Below are 22,138 nucleotides of genomic sequence, written 5' to 3' on the forward strand. Positions count from 1 at the left end.
ACTGGGAATTAGATTAAAGAAAAACAACAATTAAAAAATATTGTGATAAAAATATGGAAAATATTAAGTAATGGTATATAATATAGAATTGAGAGAGTGGGTTGTTTTTGCTCCAGTGTTAAAAAAGCAAGCTGCGCTCCAAGTTTTCTAATTAAAAAAGAGGGGTGTTTTTAATGGCTTTTAATAAAAAGACAATAGAAGATGTAGAAGTAAGAGGAAAAAGAGTTTTAGTAAGATGTGATTTTAACGTGCCACTAGCAGAAGGAAGAATAACTGATGAAAACAGATTGGTTGGAGCTATGCCAACTATAAAATACTTAATAGAAAATGGAGCAAAAGTTATACTTTGCTCACACCTTGGAAAAGCTAAAGGACCAGATGCAACAAAGACTTTAGCTCCAGTTGCTAAGAGATTATCAGAAATGTTAGGAAAAGAAGTAGTTTTTGCTGCTGATGACGTTGTTGTTGGAGAAAACGCTAAAGCTGCCGTAGCTAACATGAAAGAAGGAGATGTAGTTCTTCTTGAAAACACAAGATTTAGACCAGAAGAAGGAAAGAACGAAGAGTCATTCTCAAAAGATTTAGCTTCACTTGCTGATATATTTGTAAATGATGCATTCGGAACAGCTCACAGAGCTCATTGTTCAACTGTTGGGGTTACTCAGTTTGTGCCAGTATCAGTATGCGGATACTTAATTCAAAAAGAATTAAAGTTCTTAGGAGAAGCTGTTGAAAATCCAGTAAAACCATTTGTTGCAATACTTGGCGGAGCTAAAGTATCAGACAAAATCAATGTTATAAATAACTTACTAGAAAAAGTTGATACTCTAATAATCGGTGGAGGAATGGCTTATACATTCTTAAAAGCACAAGGATTCTCAATAGGAACATCACTTCTTGAAGCTGATAAAGTTGATTACGCAAAAGAAATGATGGATAAAGCAGAAGCTAAGGGAGTTAAATTATTACTTCCAGTAGATAACGTAGTTGGAGATAAGTTTGCTGCAGATGCAACTCCGGTTGTAACTGAAGATCAAAACATTCCAGAAGGACACATGGGTCTTGATATCGGACCAAAGACTGCTGAACTTTATGATAATGCTGTTAAGGAAGCTAAAACAGTTATTTGGAACGGACCAATGGGAGTATTTGAATTCGAAAACTTTGCAAAAGGTACTATTACAGTAGCAAAAGCTATGGCTGATTCAGATGCTACAACTGTTATTGGTGGAGGAGATAGCGCAGCTGCTGTTAACATATTAGGATTCGGAGATAAGATGACTCACATATCAACTGGTGGTGGAGCATCACTTGAATTCTTAGAAGGAAAAGCATTACCAGGAATAGAAGCATTAAACGATAAGTAATAAGAAATATGCGACATAAAACCTTGTAGATAGAAAAGACCGAAAGTTGACTTATACTCCGGTCTATGTTTCCAAGCTTCAGTACGTTAAAAACTTTTAGTCAGTCTAAAGCTCAAATTTGAGAAAACCTAAGAACCTTCGATAAACTCGCTATGCTCAGACAATCGAATAATCTAAGGTTTTCTCAAATTCTCCGCTAAGACTGACACAAAGTTTTTAAAATGTACATTCAGCTTTGGAAACATATCCCTCTGTATAAGTCAACTTTCCAGCTAATTCATCTATAAAAATTATGTAGCAAAATTCTTAAATTACGAATTACAATAAGATTATTAAGTGTTTAAAATAAAAGAGAATCGAGGTAATTAATAATGAGAAAATCAATAATAGCTGGAAACTGGAAAATGAATAATACTATAGAAGAAGGACTAAAACTAGTTGAGGAACTAAAAGCTTTAGTAAAAGAAGCAAAGTGTGATGTAGTTGTATGCCCACCATTTGTAGCTTTAGATGCGGTGTTAAAAGCTGTTAAAGGAACAAATATAAAAGTTGGAGCTCAAAATATGCACTTTGAAGAAAAAGGAGCATATACTGGAGAGGTTGCACCAGCAATGCTTACAGCTATGGGTGTTGAATATGTAATAATTGGACATAGTGAAAGAAGACAATATTTTAACGAAACTGACGAAACTGTAAATAAGAAGACTAAAAAGGCTTTTGAGCACAACTTAACTCCAATAGTTTGCTGTGGAGAAAGTTTAGAAGAAAGAGAAGCAAATATAACTGAAGAAGTTTTAGGAAGACAAATAAAATTAGATTTAGCGGGATTAACAAATGAGCAAGTTGAAAAGTTAGTTGTAGCTTATGAACCAATTTGGGCTATAGGAACTGGCAAGACAGCTACTGATGAGCAAGCTAATGAAACAATAGCTTATATTAGAAACGTAATAGCTGGAATGTATGGAAAAGAAACTGCTGAAAAAACAAGAATTCAATATGGTGGTTCTGTAAAACCAAGCACAATAAAGGCTCAAATGGCACAATCAGATATAGATGGTGCATTAGTTGGAGGAGCTAGTCTAAAAGCAGAAGATTTTGCTGCAATAGTAAATTATTAATTAAGGTATGGGAGCTAGGCTGAAAGTTAACTTATGCTTCGGTCTATGTTTCCAAGCTTCAGTACGTTAAAAACTTTTAGTCAGTCTAAAGCTTGTGTTTTAGACGACCTAAGACTTAGATAAACTCGCTATGCTCAAACAGTATCTAAGTTCTAAGGTTGTCTTAAAACCCTTCGCTAAGACTGACACAAAGTTTTTAAATCTACCTTCAGCTTTGGAAACATAGCCCTTCGCATAAGTTAACTTTCTAGTTAGTTTTCCTATATATAGATAAATAAGAATATCTATAGAACCTAAAAACTTTTGGAGGGTAAAGATGAGTAAAAAACCAGTAATGCTAATGGTACTTGATGGATTCGGACTTTCAGATAGAGAAGATGGAAATGCAATTAGAGCAGCGCACAAACCTAACTATGATAGATATTGGAATAACTATCCTCATACTCAAATAAAAGCAAGTGGATTAAGTGTTGGGCTTCCAGAAGGACAAATGGGGAACTCAGAAGTTGGACACCTAAATATTGGTGCTGGAAGAATAGTGTATCAAGCTCTTACAAGAATAACAAAATCTATTAATGACGGTGATTTTTTTGAAAATGAGGCACTAAATAATGCTGTAAACAATGCACAACAGAATAACTCAGCTCTTCATTTAATGGGACTTCTATCAGATGGAGGAGTTCATTCACATATAGACCATTTAAAGGGACTTCTAAGATTAGCTAAACAAAAAGGAGTAAACAAGGTATATCTTCATGCATTTACAGATGGAAGGGATGTTCCGCCTTCATCAGCAATACAGTTTATTGAAGATATTGAAAACTTCATGAGAGAGCTAGGGGTTGGAGAGATAGCCACTGTATCAGGAAGATACTATGCTATGGACAGAGATAAGAGATGGGAAAGAGTAAACTTGGCTTATAACGCTATGGTACTTGGAAAAGGTGAAGAATCACTAAGTGCAGTAGAAGCCATAAAAAAATCATACAATGATAACAAAACAGATGAATTTGTAATTCCAACAGTAGTAGTTAAGGACGGAAGACCAACATCTACAATAAATAGTAAAGACTCAGTGATATTCTTTAATTTCAGACCGGATAGAGCAAGAGAAATAACAAGGGCAATAAATGATAGAGTATTTGACGGATTTTCAAGAGAACCGCTAAACCTTGTATTTGTAACTATGACAGAGTATGATGCTACACTTGAAAATGTGCAAATAGCATTTGGAGCTGAAAGCTACACAAATACTCTTGGTGAATATGTAAGCAAACTAGGTAAAAATCAACTAAGAATAGCTGAAACTGAAAAATATGCTCATGTAACCTTTTTCTTTAATGGAGGAGTAGAAGAGCCTAATGAAAATGAAGATAGAGCCTTAATACCTTCACCAAAGGTTGCAACCTACGATCTTCAACCAGAAATGAGTGCATATAAGGTTACAGAAGAGCTTATAAATAGAATAGATGAAGACAAATATGATTTAATCATATTAAACTATGCGAATCCAGATATGGTTGGACATACAGGCGTGTTTGAAGCTGCCCAAAAAGCAATAGAAGTTGTGGATGAATGTTTAGGTAGGGTTGTTGATAAGATATTAGAAAAGAATGGAGCAGTGTTTATAACTGCAGATCACGGAAATGCAGAACAAATGATAGACTACTCAACAGGAGCGCCAATGACAGCGCATACAACAGACGATGTTCCATTTATATATGTATCAGAAAAGGCTAGTGAGTTAAGAGAAGGTGGAGTACTAGCAGATATAGCACCAACTATGCTTCAAGCTATGGGACTTGAAAAGCCTAAAGAAATGACTGGAAGCAGCCTTATAAAGTAGAGCATAGAGGTATTCAACCTAAGTGTTTGACTCATCAGCGGTATTCATAGGGGTACCTCTTCTGTACTGTTAATAATTTTAGTTATCTCTAAGGCTCACTGCTAAGAACCTTAACAATCTTAAATAAACTCGCTACGCTCAAACAGTATTTAAGATTGTTAAGGTTCTAAAGCAGCTTCGCCAAGAGCTAACATAAAACCATTAAATGTACTGCCAGATGTACCCCTATGAATACCTATGATCAAGTCAATTATCAAGGTTGTTTATCTATATAGGGAAACTAACCAGAAAGTTAATTTATATAAAGGGATATGTTTCTAAAGCTGAAGGTAGATTTAAAAACTTTGTGTCAGTCTCAGCGAAGGGTTTTAAGACAACCTTAGAACTTAGATACTGTTTGAGCATGGCGAGTTTATCTAAGTCTTAGGTCGTCTAAAACACGAGCCTTAGACTGGCTAAAAGTTTTTAACGGACTGAAGATTTGGAAACATAGCCCGGGGTATAAATTAACTTTCGGTCTAGTACCTCTATATAATTTACTATCTAGTTAATCCTTTTTCCTTTAAATAAGAATCAAATTTCATTTGAATAGAGTCGTAAACTTTTTTATCTTTAAACATTTTGTCATCGTCAGGTAAAGCTAAAACAGCCTTTTTGGATTCCTTGTTAAAGCCATCTGTACAAAGAACCTGTGAACCATAGGTATTTGTTCTGCTGTTTGGTACGTAGATATCCTCATTTTGTATATCTACTTCATATAATCCGCTGTATGCTTCTATCTCAGAGGATAACATTTCTACTGCCTGACTTAAGGTTACAATGTTTATATCTAAATATTGAGCAATCTTTGATAAGTTGTTAAATAATGTATTAACATTTGCAGCACTTATTGCTGAAGTAATTTTTTGTACTTTTCTATCTGATCTAGTCAATGTACCCTCGGATTCAGCAAAGCTTCCAATTGGGACAACGACATTTGAAATTAATGCTGTGTCAGTCATAAAGGTATCAAGAGTAACTAAGAACTCAAGATTCTTTAAAATCTCAGATGTATCTGTATCATCACCTACAGGATCTTCTCCTATGATAACAGCTGCCTTAATTTTTCCTTCTTTTATTTGTTCAAGTATCTCCATACCCTTGGCTTTTATACCAATGTCTATAAAGCCTTGAGCATTACTGCTGGAGCGTATAATTATAATTCCACTATGTGGTTTTCCTATCTTGCCTGTTATTACTGCAGCGTCTGCAAGTAATTTATAAGTATCTTCAGTTACTATATCATCATCAATGACGATTATTGCTTTTTTAGCTTCTCCATACATCTTAGCAAGCTTAGCGGCATCAGTGCAATCCTTAGCATCTTTTACATAGTTCTTTAGGCTATCCAGGTTTTCAGCTTTGCTTGAAACTTCATTTTCATTTACATATCCACCATCAAATAACGATTTAATGAAGGATTTTAGGAATTCAATATTGTTATAAGGGTTAAATGAAATGTTTGCATAATCCTCCATTCTTGTTTTGTTGCTGCTTATAGATACTAGTTTAGCTTTTTCTCTAGCAGCGTACTTCATCTTTACTGCCATAACAGGATGATTCTCATCTACATTTCCTATTGATACTATTAAATCAGTGCTGTATAACTCGCCATAACTATTTGTAGAAGCATTATATCCAAGAACACTTTCCATTCCTGAAGCCTCACTGCTAGTCATTGAGCCTATAAGACTTGTACTTAGTCTATCTGCAATCTTTTTAATAATAAATGCCTCTTCATTAGTAAATCTTGGTGAAGCAAGGATTGCCACACTGTTATCTCCATATTGACCTTTTACTAGTTGAAGATTTTTAGAGATAAGAGTTAGAGCTTCTTCTAAATCAACCTCAATACTTCCTCCCTTTCTTCTTACAACAGATGTTTTAATTCTATTTTCATCATTAATGAAGTTTATGCCAAATCTACCTTTAACACATAGTAGGCCTTCATCTTTACTTCTATTTGGAATAGATTTGTACACAAGATTGCCTTTAGACTGAAGTACTAAATTACATCCTACACCACAATAGTTGCATACAGAATTTATGTTATCAAAGTCCACAGGAACTTGTTTCTTAACAGCCTCTTTTTCTATGCATGCTCCAGTTGGGCAGACATCTACGCATTGACCACAAGATATGCATGAGCTTTCTTGAAGAGGCAAATTAAACTCAGGAATTACCTTGGAGTCAAAGCCTCTCTTTTCAAGTCCTATAGCTGTAACTCCTATAAATTCCTCGCAGGCTCTAACACACTGACCGCACAGTATACACTTATCAGCATTTCTTGTTATGAAAGGATGATTTTGTTCTTCTTGTCTCTTATGCTTTTCTCCACATATTCTCTCAGTATCTATATCATATTTTTCAATATATTTTATAAGTCTACATTCAAAATAATCATGACATCCACACTCAAGACATCTTGAAGCCTCTCTTAAAGCTACTTCTTCAGTAAAGGTTTCAGAGATTGGGCTAAAGCTGAGTTTTCTTTTTTCTGCAGGGACTACTACTTGAGGCTCTCTATTTTGTTTTTCTACATGTTCAAAGTCCTTTTTACATAAATCATTTTGAACTATATAGTTTGGATTAGCAACTGGAATTATAACACCATTTAAATAGCTATGGATAACTCTTGCAGCATTTTTCCCTTGAGCTATTGCCTCTATAGCTATCTTAGGTCCAGTTGAAGCTTCACCTCCTGCAAATACGCCTTCAATATTTGTTTCAAAGGTATTTTCATTAACTGAAATAGTGCCTTTTCTTGTTGTTGTAAGTTCATTGACACAATCTGCATTTACTCTCTGTCCAATTGCTGAAACAATAAGATCTGCTTCAAAAGTAATTTCTTCACCCTCTATAGGTTCAGGTTTTCTTCTTCCAGATGCATCTGCTTCTCCAAGCCTCATTTTTTGGCATCTTATAGCAGTAGCCCTTGTACCATTACCTGTGATTTCTACAGGTGCTACAAGGAAATTAAATTCTACCCCTTCTTCTTCTGCTTCATCTATTTCAATTTTTTCTGCAGGCATTTCGTCTCTTGTTCTTCTGTATAGAAGTTTAACGCTTTCTGCTCCAAGTCTTACAGCAGTTCTAGTAACGTCCATAGCAGTGTTTCCACCGCCAATAACTATAACTTTGTTACCCATATATATTGGCTCTGATTGTGTAGCCATTCTTAAGAAGTCTATGCCACCAAGAACACCTTCCATATCTTGACCTTTACATCCAATGTCTGAACTTGCCCAAGCACCTATTGCTATGAAGACAGCATCATATGCTTTTTTAAGATATGATAGACTGACATCTACTCCAAGTTTAACGTTATATTTAATCTCTACGCCCATTTTTCTTAAAGTATCTATTTCAGCATCTAATATTTCCTTCGGAAGACGATATTGTGGTATACCGTATCTGAGCATTCCACCAGGTTTAGGCATACTTTCATAGATTACAACTTCATGACCTTCCATTGCAAGGAAGTATGCACAGGATATACCTGCTGGGCCAGCGCCAATTACTGCAACCTTTTTATTAGTTTTCTCCTTAACATCTGGCACAAATGTACCATTGTTTACATCTATATCTCCAAGGAATCTTTTAAGCTCAGCAATCGCTATTGGATCATCAGAATTCTGACGTCTACAAGCTGTTTCACATGGGTGAGGACAAACTCTTCCTATACTTGCAGGTAGTGCTACAACATCTTTAACAAGCTTTATTGCTTCTTCATATTGTCCGTTAGCAATTAAACCAACATATCCTTGACAATCTGTATGTGCAGGACATGCATTTACGCATGGAGGTCTACAATCTCCTCTATGATCTGATGCTAAAAGCTCAAAAGCAGCCTTTCTCGCAGATATAGTTCTTGCTGTATCTGTTTTTATTACCATACCATCTGATGCTATTGTTGAACATGCTCTTTGAAGCTTTGGATTTCCTTCTATTTCAACAACACATACGCCGCATGCACCATATGGTTTCATTCTGCTGTCATAACAAAGATTTGAAATGTCTATTCCATTATCAAGAGCTATTTTTAATATTGTAGTTCCTTCTTGTGCAGCCAACTCTCTATTATTTATATTCACTCTAATTGTTCCCATATATACCACCTCTCCTTCTACTCCACATTAATAGCATTAAATCTACATACTGTTATACAATTGCCGCATCTTATGCACTTTTCTTGATCTATTTCATGGACCTCTTTTAACTGGCCCTTAATAGCCTCAGATGGACATTTTTTTGCACATAGGGTGCAGCCCTTACAAGCATCAGCAGAAATTCCATAGGTTAAAAGGCTCTTACATTGTTTAGCTGGACACTTTTTGGTTTCTATATGGGATAAATATTCATCTTTAAAATATCTTATTGTTGTAAGTACAGGGTTAGGTGCAGTTTGGCCAAGCCCACATAAAGATCCATCCTTAATACTTACACATAATTCTTCCAATGTTTTAATGTCCTCATCTTTGCCATTCCCTGAGCATATCCTTTCGAGCATCTCAAGCATTCTTTTTGTCCCTATTCTACAATATATACATTTTCCGCAGGACTCTTTGCAGGTAAAATCAAGAAAGAACCTTGCCATATCCACCATACATGTATTTTCATCCATTACGATCATACCACCAGATCCCATGATGGCGCCGGTTTTGCTAATTGATTCATAGTCAACAGGAGTATCCAGCAATTCCTTTGGTATGCATCCACCAGAAGGGCCGCCCATTTGAACTGCCTTAAAATCTTTGTCTTGTTTTATTCCTCCGCCTATTCCATAGATAACATCTCTGATTTTCATTCCCATAGGAACTTCTACTAGCCCGCCATTTTTAACCTTACCTGCAAGAGCGAATACTTTTGTACCTTTGCTCTTTTCAGTACCATAAGCAGCGAAGGATTGTCCGCCATTTACTAATATCCATGGAACGTTAGCATAGGTTTCTACATTATTTATATTTGTTGGTTTTGCAAAATATCCAGATTGAGCAGGGAATGGAGGTTTCAATCTTGGCATACCTCTTTCGCCCTCAAGCGATGCGATTAATGCAGTTTCTTCACCACATACAAATGCTCCAGCACCTGTCTTGATTAATATATCAAATTCGAAGTTAGAGCCCAGTATATTTTTACCTAAATAATTTCTCTCTCTTGCTTGATTAATTGCTATTTTAAGTCTTTCTATAGCAAGGGGGTATTCAGCACGACAGTATATGAAACCCTTCTTCGCTCCCATTGCATAACCTGCTATTGCCATACCCTCAAGAACCGCATGTGGATCTCCTTCAAGTACACTTCTATCCATAAATGCACCTGGGTCTCCTTCATCAGCATTACATACTACATACTTATCCTGACCCTTAGATTTTTTAGCAGCATCCCATTTGAACCAAGTTGGAAAACCTGCGCCACCTCTACCCCTTAATCCGGATATCTTTATTTCTTCAATAACCTCTTCACGAGTCATTTCATTAACAACTCTACTAAGTGCTTTATATCCATTGGTTTCAATATATTCATCAATTTTCTCAGGATTAATTATTCCGCAATTTTTAAGTACAATTCTAACTTGATTCTTTAACTGAGGGTATGGTTCCTTATCAGTAGATACTATATACTGATTAAGTGGTTCTCCATTAATAATATGGTTATGAATTATCTCTTCAATTAGGCTTGGTGTAACATTGGCATATGTAAACACAGCATCGCCATCAATAATATCAACTATCGGCTCATAAAAACACATACCTATGCAGCCAGTGATTGAAAGGTCAATATTTAAGTCCTTTTCATTAATCAGTTCGCTTAATCTATCTTTAACTTTTTTAGCTCCTGCAGCTATACCACAGCTGCCAAATCCTATTCTAATCTTCATTTAAACAGCTTCCTCCTTTTCTTTAGCATATATATCCTTAATAATTTTTCTTGCACCATCAGGAGTTAAATTTCCATATGCCTCTCCATTAATCATAATTACAGGCGCAAGACTGCAGCAGCCAAGACATGCTACATCTTCAAGTGAGAACATTCCATCACTGCTTGTCTCTCCTGGTTTAATCCCAAGTTCATCACAAATAGCATTTCCTACTGCTTCTGAACCGTTTACGTGACAAGCTGTTCCCTGACATTGAAGCATAATATACTTACCGATAGGATTTAATCTAAATTGAGAATAGAATGTAGCAACTCCATATACCTTTGCTCTTTTATTACCTGTCTTATCTGCGATTAATTTTAGAACATCAAGAGGAAGGTATCCATATACACCTTGTGCATCTTGTAATATGCTAATCAAGTTTCCATTTTCCTTGTAATATCTATCAAATACCTTGTCCATTAAGGATAGATCAACCTGATTAGTGCTAAATTTTGACTCTAATTTTTTTTCACAGTCACAAGCCATCCTTTATCACTCCTTTAATATATTAAATAAATTGACAAACAAAATATGCGACATATTTTTATAAGAAAAGTAACTAGAAAGTTAGCTTATACAGAGGGATATGTTTCCAAAGCTGAAGTAGATTTAAGAACTTTGTGCCAGTCTTAGTGAAGGGTTTTAAGAGAATCTTAGAACTTTAAGTTGGTGAAAAGCCTAAATGGCTTTTCACGAGCAACGTATCAATGGTAATTGATATGTTGGTCCGAACTGAGCACAGCGAGTTAATGTTATATGAAACTCCTCTTCCTTACGTCAGAGGAGTAAGCGATTCGCACAAAATCATAGATTTTGGCTCTCTGCTTAACGTGCTGAAGCTTGGAAACATATACTAGCGTATAAGCTAACTTTCAGCCTAATGCCCCTATATAGGGCCTTATGTCACATAATTTTTATTTTACGAATTGTCGACTTATTACTCCAAATTGCCTATAAGTTTAATCCTACACGACACTTATGAGCTTCCTCTTTTTTATACATAGCTTGTCTTCTTATTGCTTCTTCAAAGTCAACTAAATGACCATCGAATTCTGGTCCATCTATACAAGTAAATTTAGTTTCTCCACCCACAGTAACTCTGCAGCCTCCGCATAAGCCTATTCCATCTATCATTATTTGTTTTAAGCTTACTATAGTTTTAATACCGAAATCTTTCGTAAATTCACATATGGATTTCATCATAGTCATTGGAGCTACAGCAACAATATAGTCATAATTTTTTCTTTCTTTTTCAATAAGCTCTCTCAATAGGTCTTCGGCAGAACCTTTATAACCATAGCTTCCATCATTAGTTGCTATATATGAATTAGCAGATATGGTTCTCATTTCTTTTTCAAGCAACAAGTGTTCTTTTGATTCACATCCAACTATTACATCTGCATCAATGGCCTGCTCATAAAGCCATTTAACCTGAGGATATACATGCGCTGCACCGATGCCATCAGCTACAAATACTATGTTTTTATTTCTTAAAATCTCTAAATCTTCATTTACTAAATCAGAAGGGTGTCCTAGTGGACCTACAAAATCTAAAAATGATTCATCAACTTCGTAGGTAGATATCTTACGAGTAGAGATACCAAGTGCTTGGAACACAACAGTCACAGTTCCTCTATTAGTATCATAATCACAGATAGTCAAAGGGATTCTCTCACTTTTTTCGTCACTTCTCACTATAACGAATTGTCCTGGTAAGCAAGATTTAGCAATTCTTGGAGCCTCAATATCCATTAAAAAAGTATTAGGAGCTAACATTTTCTTGTTTGTAATTTTATACATTTCATCCCCTCCATAATATATGATTTATGCTGTTACCATCTTTTTAAGCGCTGATGTATTTTTGTGCAATATTAAAATTAATATTGCTTTATAAAATTTATATTAATGAGAACAGAAAAATATATCATTTTAAATAAAAAAGTATCTATAAAATTTAAAAAATTTTTTCGCAATATTAATAAACTGTTGTTAGGATTACAACAATTTAAGACAAGAAATAACCATAATCTTTGACTTGCTATTTATTTGAATTTGACTTATTCTAAATTTAGAAATATAAATTCATAATTTTCATTTTTTTAGGTATAATTAAAATGTTGAAAGAAAATTCATTTTTGAACTATGGTATTAAAATATGGAGGTGTTTTTATGAAAAATTACATTGAAATTGTAGATGTAGTTGCACGACAAATACTTGACTCAAGAGCTTTCCCAACAGTAGAAGTAGAGGTTGTGCTGGAGGATGGAACTGTTGGAAGGGCCGCTGTACCATCAGGAGCTTCCACAGGTATGTTTGAGGCAGTAGAGTTAAGAGATGATGATAAATCAAAATATAATGGAAAAGGCGTTTTAAAAGCTGTAGATAACGTAAATAATTACATAGCTGAAGAGCTTATCGGAATGAATGTATTTGAGCAGGTTTTAATAGATAAAACTATGATAAAACTTGATGGTACAGAAAACAAAGGAAAGTTTGGTGCTAATGCAATACTTGGAGTATCACTTGCTTGTGCTAAAGCAGCTGCTGAATATTTAGGACTAAGTCTTTATCAGTATATAGGAGGAGTAAATGCGAAAGTTCTTCCTGTACCAATGATGAATATAATAAATGGAGGAAAGCACGCTGACAATAATGTAGATTTACAAGAGTTTATGATTATGCCAGCAGGAGCACCAAGCTTCAGTGAAGCTCTCAGAATGAGTGCAGAAGTTTATCATACATTAAAATCATTATTGAAATCAAAAGGATATGATACTGGAGTTGGTGATGAAGGAGGCTTTGCTCCAAATCTAAGATCAAATGAAGAGGCTATACAAGTAATAGTTGAGGCTATAGAAAAAGCAGGATATACACCAGGAAAAGAAATATTTATAGCCCTAGACCCTGCTTCATCTGAAATATATGAAAATGGTAAATACAATTTAAAAGGTGAAGGAAAAGTATTAAGCTCAGAAGAAATGACTGACTACTATGTGAGCCTCGCTAATAAGTATCCAATAATATCAATAGAAGATGGAATGGCAGAAGAGGATTGGGAAGGATGGAGAATGCTTACTGAAAAGTTAGGTGATAGAGTTCAGCTTGTAGGTGATGATTTATTTGTAACAAATACAAGTAGATTAAAGACTGGTATAGAGAAAAAGGTTGCAAACTCTATACTTATAAAATTAAACCAAATAGGAACTCTTACAGAAACTTTAAATGCTATAGAAATGGCAGAAAGAGCAGGATATACAGCTGTTGTTTCTCATAGATCAGGAGAAACAGAAGACACAACTATAGCAGATTTAGTTGTAGCAGTAAACTCAGGTCAAATAAAAACTGGTGCACCAGCAAGATCAGAAAGAGTAGCAAAATATAACCAGCTTCTTAGAATAGAAGAAGAATTAGACGAAATGGCAGAGTATAGAGGCTTAAATGCTTTCTATAATATAAAGAAATAAGTTCTTATTAATATGATGAAAAAGCTCTAGAAGCTTATTTAACAATAACTCTAGGGCTTTTTTATTATTTTACCTTTTACTGAAATTTAGATGCTAAATCTCTAGTATTATATTATTGTAATAGCTATATTTATATGTTAAAATGTAAGATGTGTTATAATACCAGGAGGTGGAGAAACATGCGTATTGCTTTAACAGTTATCCAGGCTATAGTGGCAGTAATACTAATAACAGTTGTATTAATGCAGCCAAGTAAGACTAATGGATTAAGCGGATTAGTAAGTGGCGGAACTGGAGAGTCATTTTATTCTAAAAACAAGTCAAGAACATCTGAAGCAAGACTATCAAGAATTACAGTTGTATGTTCAATAATATTTGCAGTATTATGTATATTACAAAATATAATAAAGTAATATTTTAGATTTACATATGTAGAGCGGAGTTTTAAGACCGCTCTATTTATTTTTCCTTAAATCAATTGACTGTTGGATAAATTTACTATAATATAAGAATAAAAATTCAGCATTACTTCTAAAATTTAATATTAATGTAAATATTGTTGAATATTTTTCTTTGATTATTATAAAGATAATAATGATTAGTTCTAGATAATATAGACCTACCTTTATTAAAATATAAAATGTACGGGGTGAGAAATATGAATATAAGAGAAGTGCTTTTGAGCTTTATGAGAGAACAAGCGTATAAGCCTATGGATATAATTGAGTTAGAAAGGGTCTTTGATATAAAGAAATCAGAAAGAAAAGATTTTGAAAAAATATTAAATGGTATGGAAAAGGACGGGCAAATAGTAAAAACTCGTACTGAGCACTATGGAGTACCAGATAGAATGGGATTAGTAGTTGGCCGTCTTCAAGGTCATCAAAAAGGCTTTGGTTTTGTAATAGCGGAAGAGGAAAGGCCAGATGTGTTTGTACCATCATCATATATGAATGGTGCTATGCATGGAGATAAAGTTGTTGTAAAGATAACCAGAGAAGAGAATAAAGGAAAAAAATGCGAAGGGGAAATAATAAGAATTCTTGAACGAGCACATAAGACTGCAATAGGAATTTTTGAAGATAGCAAAAACTTTGGATTTGTTGTTCCTGAGGAAAAAAGAATATACCAAGATATATTTATACCTAAAGAATGTAAAAATGGAGCAAAAACTGGAGATGTAGTAATTGTAGAAATAACTACATGGCCAGATAAGAGGAGAAATCCAGAAGGAAAAGTTAAGGAGATACTAGGTAAAAAAGGTGATAAAGGAATTGATATATTAACCATAATTAAAAAATATGGTTTACCAGAGGAATTCCCTCCAAAGGTAGAGGCATATGCAGATGGAATACCAGATGAAATACCAGAAGAAGAATACAAAAAAAGAAAAGATTTGAGAGACTTAACGATTGTAACTATAGATGGTGAGGATGCAAAAGATTTAGATGATGCGATATCCATTGAAAAACTGCCTAACGGTAATTACTATCTCGGAGTTCATATAGCGGATGTATCTAATTATGTAAAAGAAAAGAATCCTTTAGATAAAGAGGCTTTAAATAGAGGAACTTCAGTTTATTTAATAGATAGAGTAATACCTATGCTTCCTAGAAAGCTATCAAATGGTATATGCAGTCTTAACCCTAGAGTTGATAGACTTACTTTAAGTTGTTTTATGGAAATAGACCAAACCGGCAAAGTTGTTGATCATGAAATTGTAGAAAGTGTAATAAAAACTTGTGAAAGAATGACATATACCAATGTAACAAATATACTTACAGATCAAGATCCTGAACTTATGAAAAGATATGATTATTTAGTAGATACTTTTAAACTTATGGAAGAATTATGTGGTGTTTTAAATAAAAAGAGACTAGGCCGTGGAGCTATAGATTTTGATTTTGAAGAATGTAAAATAATTTTAGACGAAATGGGTAAGCCAGTAGATATTAAGCCATATGAAAGAGCCATAGCAAATAGAATAATTGAGGAATTTATGCTTGTATGTAATGAAACTATAGCAGAGCATATGTTTTGGGTTAACATGCCTTTTGTATACAGAATTCACGAGGATCCAGATGAAGAAAAGCTTGCTCATTTTAGTGAGTTTATACACAATTTAGGATATGCTGTTAGATTTGGTGAAGAAGTACGTCCTAAAACACTACAGAGTATAATAGAAAAAGTAAAAGGTAAAAAGGAAGAAACAGTAGTAAGTACTTTATTGCTTCGTTCCATGAAGCAAGCAAGATATTCACCAGATTGTGTAGGTCACTTTGGTCTTGCGGCTAAATATTATTGTCATTTTACATCACCGATAAGAAGATATCCTGACCTTATAATTCATAGAATAATAAAGGAATTTATAAACGGCCAAATAGATGAAAAGAGATCTAAGAGATTACTTGCAGAAGTAGAGTATGCGTCAAAGCAATCTTCAGAAACAGAAAGAACAGCTCAAGATGCAGAAAGAGAAGTAGATGATCTGAAAAAGGCTGAGTATATGAGTGAAAGAATAGGTGAGGAATACGAAGGTATAGTATCTTCGGTAACAAACTTCGGAATGTTTGTTGAACTTCCAAATACTATAGAAGGTCTTGTACATCTTAGCACTTTAGATGACGATTACTATATATATGATGAGAGGCACTTAAGCTTAATTGGAGAAAGAACTAAGAAAATATATAAACTTGGCGATGAAGTGAAAATAAGAGTAGCAAGAGTAGATATGTTTGCTCATGAAATATACTTTGAAATCGTTAAAGGAGAGGAAGAAGATATAGCAAAAGATGAGTACACAACAGATGGAATAGGAAATAGCGACTTAAACAGTGAAAATGTCAAAATGAACAACTATCACGTTGATCAAACAGCAGCTGATAAAGATAAAGAAGAAAATACATTAAAACAGGCATCAATGTCACCTATAGGTGCAGATGAATACACAACAGATGGAATAGGAAATAAGGATTTAAATAATGAAGGAGAATCAGCGGTAGTATTGACAGAAGAATTTCAAAGAAAATTAAGATAAGGACTATAGATGGGTTAAAATAGCTTTTTGTGAAGTGTTCTTTTAATTAAATGCAATAATAAAAGGTTTAATACTGAAAAAATTGAATTCAGTATTAAACCTTTTTTATATAAGTTTCTAAAAAACTTAATATATATTTTATGAATCTCGGTTGCTAAGATAAGCCTATTTAATTACTATGTATTTACTAGTTGTTATTGGTTTTTAATTTTTTGATAAGAGCATAAGTTCTTATATTGGATTTAAGCTTTGCTATAAATATATCAGTATCAATAGGTTTGTTAATATAATCATTTGCACCTGCGTTAAGCATATTAGATAAAATTTTGTTATTAGTAAGTGAAGAAAGCACTATTATGGAAGAATCAATATTATCTCTTCTTATTTTTAAAATAATATTTCTACCGAATTCTTTTTCAAGGACTATATCTATAAGATATAAGTCATATTTTTTATTACTCTCCATTAAACTTTTCCCAGAAGAATAAAAATCTATATTTGTTATAGCATATTTAGATAAAATGTCTTTTACTACAGTAAGATCAAATTTATTATCATCTACTATAGCTATACTGGCTTCTCTTAAGCTTTGTATTAACTTGTCTTCTGCGAGCATAAATTGAATATGTTTTAGTAGTTCATCCGATAGACAATCTTTAGTTATATAATCTGAAACACCTAGATTTAAAACTCTTTTTTTAGTTTCTTCTACATCACTACCAGTTACGACAAACACAGGTATATGGCTTTTAGTACCAGTGTCAATGGTTCTCATAAAGTTTTCAATAGTATCATCAGGTATAAGCAAAGATGTTATTATTAGATCTATCTTTTGATTAGAATCATGAAGTGTTTTATAAACTTCCTCAGCTGTACATACGGAAATGTAGTTAAACCCATTTTCCAGTAATGTATTTCGAACTATTTTCTTAATAAAATCACTTTGTTCCATATGTAGTATAGTATACATAATTATCTCCCACCCCCTATTTTGTTTATGTGTTAAGATTATATCATAGAGTTGCTAAGTAATGGAAATAAGTTTTTAACGAACTGAACTTCATAATAACAGAGGCTTGACATAAACTTACTTATATTATATAATTTAGTACTACGAATAAAATCTAAAGTAGGTGTTTTTATGGCTAAAAGTACATCAAACAATAAAACTCTAGCTGAAAACAGAAAAGCAAGGCACGATTATTTTATTGAAGAAAGTATGGAAACAGGTATTGAGCTTGTTGGAACAGAAGTAAAATCTATAAGATTAGGTAAAGCAAATTTAAAAGATAGCTATGCTGAAATAAGGAATGGAGAAGTGTATGTTTGCAATATGCACATAAGCCCATATGAGAAGGGAAACATATATAATAGGGACCCCCTTAGGGACAGAAAACTACTCCTTCATAAAAGCGAGATTGCTAGACTTTTAGGATTTACTACTCAAAAAGGTTATACACTAATTCCACTATCCTTATATCTTAAGAGTGGAAGAGTAAAAGTTAACTTAGCAGTAGCTAGAGGTAAGAAGAATTATGACAAAAGAGATGCTATGCTTGAAAAAGCAGCTAAGAGAGATATAGATAGGCAGATGAAAGAAAAATCAAGATATTAAAATTCATTAGACATATTAGTTTTATTAAAGAATATATATGATTAATAGTAATCTAAATTAATTTCTATGACTTACAAATAGGGTTTAATTATGTAACATTTACTATTGATTAATAATTAAATTTGATGTAATATGTAATCATCAGGTAATGATACTGATGAATCATTGAAAACTTAATATGAGTTTAAGTTTGCGTAAAAATATATACAGTTAAGATATTTAGATTCTGTAAGTTAGATGTATATTATTAATCTAACTCTTAATTCTTAACTCCTAACTATAAAATATGGGGGCGTACTTGGTTTCGACGGGGGTGCGTTGTATTTAGGAAGCGAGTCGAGGGAGCCTGTGGGCCCGCGTTAAAAAACTACGGGATTAAAGATAAACGCAAACGATAATTTTGCATTAGCAGCTTAGTCTGCTACGTCCTACCTTTGAGTCCCGCGGCTTAGGATAGGGCGTCGATAGCGGGGTACCGAGCTCTACAAAGCTTTGAGTAGAGAACGGAAATTATGAAGCTACTGAAGCCAGCAGCCTGTCCTTAGGCGTCTGGTGAAGGGAAGTTTAAACTAAGGACTGCACTCGGAGATGCCTAGGTATTACTGCTTTCGGACGTGGGTTCGACACCCACCGCCTCCACCAAATAAGAACTATAATTTTGATACATATAGAAAGCCCTTGATTTCAAGGGCTTTCAGTGTTTTTTGAGTGAAAATGCAGGGCGAAAATAGAGCTGGGAGACATGAAGGTATGGATTGAAATGGAATAAATGCACACCCTGTGGATTTTTAAGTAATTAAAATCAAATAATTCAGAGGTAAGTTTTTCAAAACTAAAGAAAACTATTGTTATTTTTTTATAACCATGTATAATATCAATGTAAGTGGTTTGTTAATATCTGAAGATATTAACGAACGGGTAGGGAGAGGGCGACAACATAAAGAGGAAAACTAAATATGCTACATGAAAAGATAAAAAGACGATTTGAGTTAAATGAAAGTGATGTTTCTATAAAGAAAGAACTCATGGCAGGAATTATTTCTTTTTTTACAGTAATCTACATCATTGCAGTTAACTCGTCAATTTTATCAGAAGCAGGAATACCTGTTGAAGCCGGTATGGTTGCAACAATTGCAGCATCATTTTTGGGATGTATGGTAATGGGTTTTTGGGCTAATGCACCTATTGTTCTAGTTCCTGGTATGGGAATTAATGCTTTATTTTCTTATACAATTGTTAAGTCTATTGGGCTCAGTGCTAGTGAGGCTTTAGCGGTTGTATTTGTTTCAGGAGTATTATTTACACTGATTGCATGTACACCACTTGTAGAAATTATAGCAGATTCTATTCCACATTCTTTAAAGGAAGCCATTACTGTTGGATTAGGGTTATTTTTAACTTTGATTGGATTGGAAAAGGGCGGACTAGTTATAAGAGGTAGCAATTCTATACTTGCGCTTGGACATTTAGGAAATCCGTATGTGCTTGCAACTATTATTACACTAGTTATCACAATAATCTTATTTATAAGAAATGTACCAGCAAACTTTTTAATAAGTATATTGATAGGTACAGTTGTGGCAGTAATATTAGGTGTTGTGCAGTTAAAGGATTTTAGTGGCACACATTTTAATGTAAGTAGTTACAGTAAAGTGTTTGCATCCATGTCATTTGCTAGTATTGGCTCCTATAAATTCTGGATGTCAGTATTCTCTTTAACTATGGTTTTAGTATTTGAGAGTATAGGATTAGTTCATGGACAACTTACATTGCTAACGCAACCCCAAAAGTATAAGCGTTCAATGCAAGCTGTATCAATATCAACTATATCATGTGGATTTCTTGGGACTAGCCCAACTGTCCCAGCGGTTGAAAGTGCAGCAGGAATTGCTGCCGGTGGCAAAACTGGAATAACATCCATTACAGCTGGTTGTTTATTTTTGATGGCAATGTTCTTTCTTCCTGTAATTAAAATTATTCCAGGAAGTGCTATAGCGCCAGTATTGGTTACTATAGGAGCTTTAATGCTTCAAAATGTAAAGAACATTGATTTTTCTGATTTATCAGAGGGAATTCCTGCTTTCTTAATAATAGTAATGATACCATTCACTTACAGCATTTCCGATGGAATAGCTTTTGGTTTCATTGCATATCCTATTTTAAAGTTAGTATTAGGTAAGGCAAAGAATGTATCAGTACCACTTTATATAATTGCCAGCCTATTTTTAATGAACTTTATTTTACAACGCTAAGATAAAAAAGTTAAATGTTTAAAGCCTTCTTAAAGTATACGCATAATTAGCGGGATATTTTAAGAGGGCTTTTTATATAGAGAGAATTAGACAATTAATAATTAATCCACCTATGAAATCATACTTTAGGCTGATTGCAAATCTTATAATTACCTATACAAGGCATTGGTTATAGGATAAAATTAATATATAGCCTATAAAAAGATTAAATTTTGAAGGAGAGACACCAATGTCTAAAGTCGTAGAAAGATTTATTAAATATGTAAAATATGACACTAGATCTGATGAAAATTCCGCAACAATTCCTACTACTCCAGGACAATTAGAACTAGCCAAAGACTTAGTAAAAGAGTTAGAACAGATTGGAATGGAAGATGTTTGTTTAGACAAGAATGGCTATATAATGGCAACATTACCAGCCAATATTGACAAAGACATTCCCATAGTAGGATTTATTGCACATATGGATACTAGTCCAGAAGTTTCAGGAGCAAATGTAAATCCTAAGTTTGTAGAAAATTACAGTGGTGAAGATATAATACTAAATGAGGAGCAAAATGTAATCCTCTCTCCTAAAGAGTTCCCGGAATTAAAAAATTACATTGGTAAGACATTAATTACAACAGACGGTACAACACTTCTTGGTGCAGACAACAAAGCAGGAATCGCTGAAATTATGACTGCTATGGAATTTTTAATACAGAATCCACAGGTTAAACATGGAACTATCAAAGTTGCCTTTACCGTTGATGAAGAGGTTGGAAAAATAGCAGAGTACTTTGATGTTGAAAAATTTAATGCTGATTTGGCTTATACCCTTGATGGAGAATCTATTGGCGGATTAGAATATGAGAATTTTAATGCAGCTAGCATAAAAATAACTATAAACGGAATAAGTTATCATACAGGAAAAGCCAAAGGAAGAATGATAAATTCTATAAGTATTGCATCAGAGTTAATGAGTATGTTTCCAAAAGAAGAAACTCCAGAAAATACAGAAGAATATGATGGATTTTATCATATAGGATCAATTAGTGGTAGAGTAGAAGAAACAAAGATTCAGTATTTTATAAGGGACTTTGATTCAAAAAATTTCGAGAGAAGAAAGCAGTTCATTATTGATCTAGTTCAAAATGTAAATAAAAAGTATGGTGAAGGAACGGCTGTAATTGAGATTACCGAGCAGTATAAAAACATGAAAGAAAAAATAGAAGCTGTAAAGTATATTGTTGATATAGCTATTGAGGCTATGAAAGAAGTAAATGTGTTTCCGGATGTTCGACCAATAAGAGGAGGAACGGATGGCGGTAAACTCTCTCACATGGGACTTCCTACACCAAATATATTTTCAGGTGGACATAATATACATAGCAAATATGAGTATATCCCGACATATGCCATGGAAAAGGCCGTAGAGGTAATACTTAAAATAGTTGAACTATTTGCGGAAATATAAAAAATGTTTGGGAGATGTGA

The 22,138-nt window shown here is 33.8% G+C and carries 13 protein-coding genes, 1 other RNA gene and 1 pseudogene; 10 read left to right on the forward strand and 5 right to left on the reverse strand.

The features are described 5' to 3' along the window. The first annotated feature begins 173 nt into the window (after positions 1–173). The 3 genes from ACZ5N4_RS00825 to gpmI all read left to right on the forward strand — a co-directional run bounded on the left by ACZ5N4_RS00825 (position 174) and on the right by gpmI (position 4,331). Positions 174–1,367, forward strand: coding sequence for a phosphoglycerate kinase (locus ACZ5N4_RS00825; RefSeq protein ID WP_464206293.1), 1,194 nt, complete (start codon positions 174–176; stop codon positions 1,365–1,367). 371 nt (positions 1,368–1,738) lie between these two features. After that, complete coding sequence (tpiA, locus tag ACZ5N4_RS00830; RefSeq protein ID WP_464206295.1) at positions 1,739–2,485, forward strand: triose-phosphate isomerase; 747 nt, start codon at positions 1,739–1,741, stop codon at positions 2,483–2,485. A 316-nt stretch (positions 2,486–2,801) separates the two neighbouring features. After that, positions 2,802–4,331, forward strand: coding sequence for a 2,3-bisphosphoglycerate-independent phosphoglycerate mutase (gene gpmI / locus ACZ5N4_RS00835; RefSeq protein WP_464206297.1), 1,530 nt, complete (start codon positions 2,802–2,804; stop codon positions 4,329–4,331). Positions 4,332–4,870: 539 nt separating this feature from the next. Here gpmI and ACZ5N4_RS00840 read toward each other — a convergent pair. The 4 genes from ACZ5N4_RS00840 to ACZ5N4_RS00855 form a co-directional block, all read right to left on the reverse strand. Continuing rightward, the gene (locus ACZ5N4_RS00840; RefSeq protein WP_464206299.1) at positions 4,871–8,479 is read right to left on the reverse strand and encodes an FAD-dependent oxidoreductase; all 3,609 of its coding nucleotides are present in this window, start codon (positions 8,477–8,479) and stop codon (positions 4,871–4,873) included. A 17-nt stretch (positions 8,480–8,496) separates the two neighbouring features. Then, positions 8,497–10,251 carry an NADH-ubiquinone oxidoreductase-F iron-sulfur binding region domain-containing protein gene (locus ACZ5N4_RS00845; protein WP_464206301.1) on the reverse strand — a complete coding sequence of 585 codons (1,755 nt, stop codon included), beginning with the start codon at positions 10,249–10,251 and terminating at the stop codon, positions 8,497–8,499. After that, positions 10,252–10,779, reverse strand: a complete 528-nt coding sequence (gene nuoE / locus ACZ5N4_RS00850; RefSeq protein ID WP_464206303.1) for an NADH-quinone oxidoreductase subunit NuoE — start codon at positions 10,777–10,779, stop codon at positions 10,252–10,254. It abuts the gene before it with no gap. 465 nt (positions 10,780–11,244) lie between these two features. Next, positions 11,245–12,093 carry a sulfide/dihydroorotate dehydrogenase-like FAD/NAD-binding protein gene (locus ACZ5N4_RS00855; protein WP_464206304.1) on the reverse strand — a complete coding sequence of 283 codons (849 nt, stop codon included), beginning with the start codon at positions 12,091–12,093 and terminating at the stop codon, positions 11,245–11,247. A gap of 369 nt (positions 12,094–12,462) precedes the next feature. Here ACZ5N4_RS00855 and eno point away from each other — a divergent pair, with 369 nt between their 5' ends. From eno to rnr, 3 genes and pseudogenes are all read left to right on the forward strand, one after another. Beyond that, positions 12,463–13,758, forward strand: a complete 1,296-nt coding sequence (gene eno, locus ACZ5N4_RS00860) for a phosphopyruvate hydratase (protein WP_464206306.1) — start codon at positions 12,463–12,465, stop codon at positions 13,756–13,758. A gap of 179 nt (positions 13,759–13,937) precedes the next feature. Next, on the forward strand, positions 13,938–14,171 hold the full coding sequence (gene secG, locus ACZ5N4_RS00865) for a preprotein translocase subunit SecG (RefSeq protein ID WP_464206308.1): 234 nt from the start codon (positions 13,938–13,940) through the stop codon (positions 14,169–14,171). Between the two features lie 245 nt (positions 14,172–14,416). Next, a pseudogene (gene rnr, locus ACZ5N4_RS00870) lies at positions 14,417–16,558 on the forward strand (ribonuclease R); the annotation flags it as partial. 424 nt (positions 16,559–16,982) lie between these two features. Here the strand turns inward: rnr and ACZ5N4_RS00875 are convergent. Next, positions 16,983–17,765, reverse strand: a complete 783-nt coding sequence (locus tag ACZ5N4_RS00875) for a response regulator (protein WP_464206310.1) — start codon at positions 17,763–17,765, stop codon at positions 16,983–16,985. Between the two features lie 171 nt (positions 17,766–17,936). Here ACZ5N4_RS00875 and smpB point away from each other — a divergent pair, with 171 nt between their 5' ends. The 4 genes from smpB (at position 17,937) to pepT (ending at position 22,118) form a co-directional block, all read left to right on the forward strand. Then, positions 17,937–18,410, forward strand: a complete 474-nt coding sequence (gene smpB / locus ACZ5N4_RS00880; RefSeq protein WP_464206312.1) for an SsrA-binding protein SmpB — start codon at positions 17,937–17,939, stop codon at positions 18,408–18,410. A gap of 288 nt (positions 18,411–18,698) precedes the next feature. Beyond that, positions 18,699–19,052: a transfer-messenger RNA gene (gene ssrA / locus ACZ5N4_RS00885) on the forward strand. A 314-nt stretch (positions 19,053–19,366) separates the two neighbouring features. After that, complete coding sequence (locus ACZ5N4_RS00890) at positions 19,367–20,662, forward strand: NCS2 family permease (RefSeq protein WP_464206314.1); 1,296 nt, start codon at positions 19,367–19,369, stop codon at positions 20,660–20,662. Positions 20,663–20,891: 229 nt separating this feature from the next. Further along, on the forward strand, positions 20,892–22,118 hold the full coding sequence (pepT, locus tag ACZ5N4_RS00895; RefSeq protein ID WP_464206315.1) for a peptidase T: 1,227 nt from the start codon (positions 20,892–20,894) through the stop codon (positions 22,116–22,118). Positions 22,119–22,138 lie beyond the last annotated feature (20 nt).

This window comes from Clostridium nitrophenolicum, assembly GCF_055391695.1.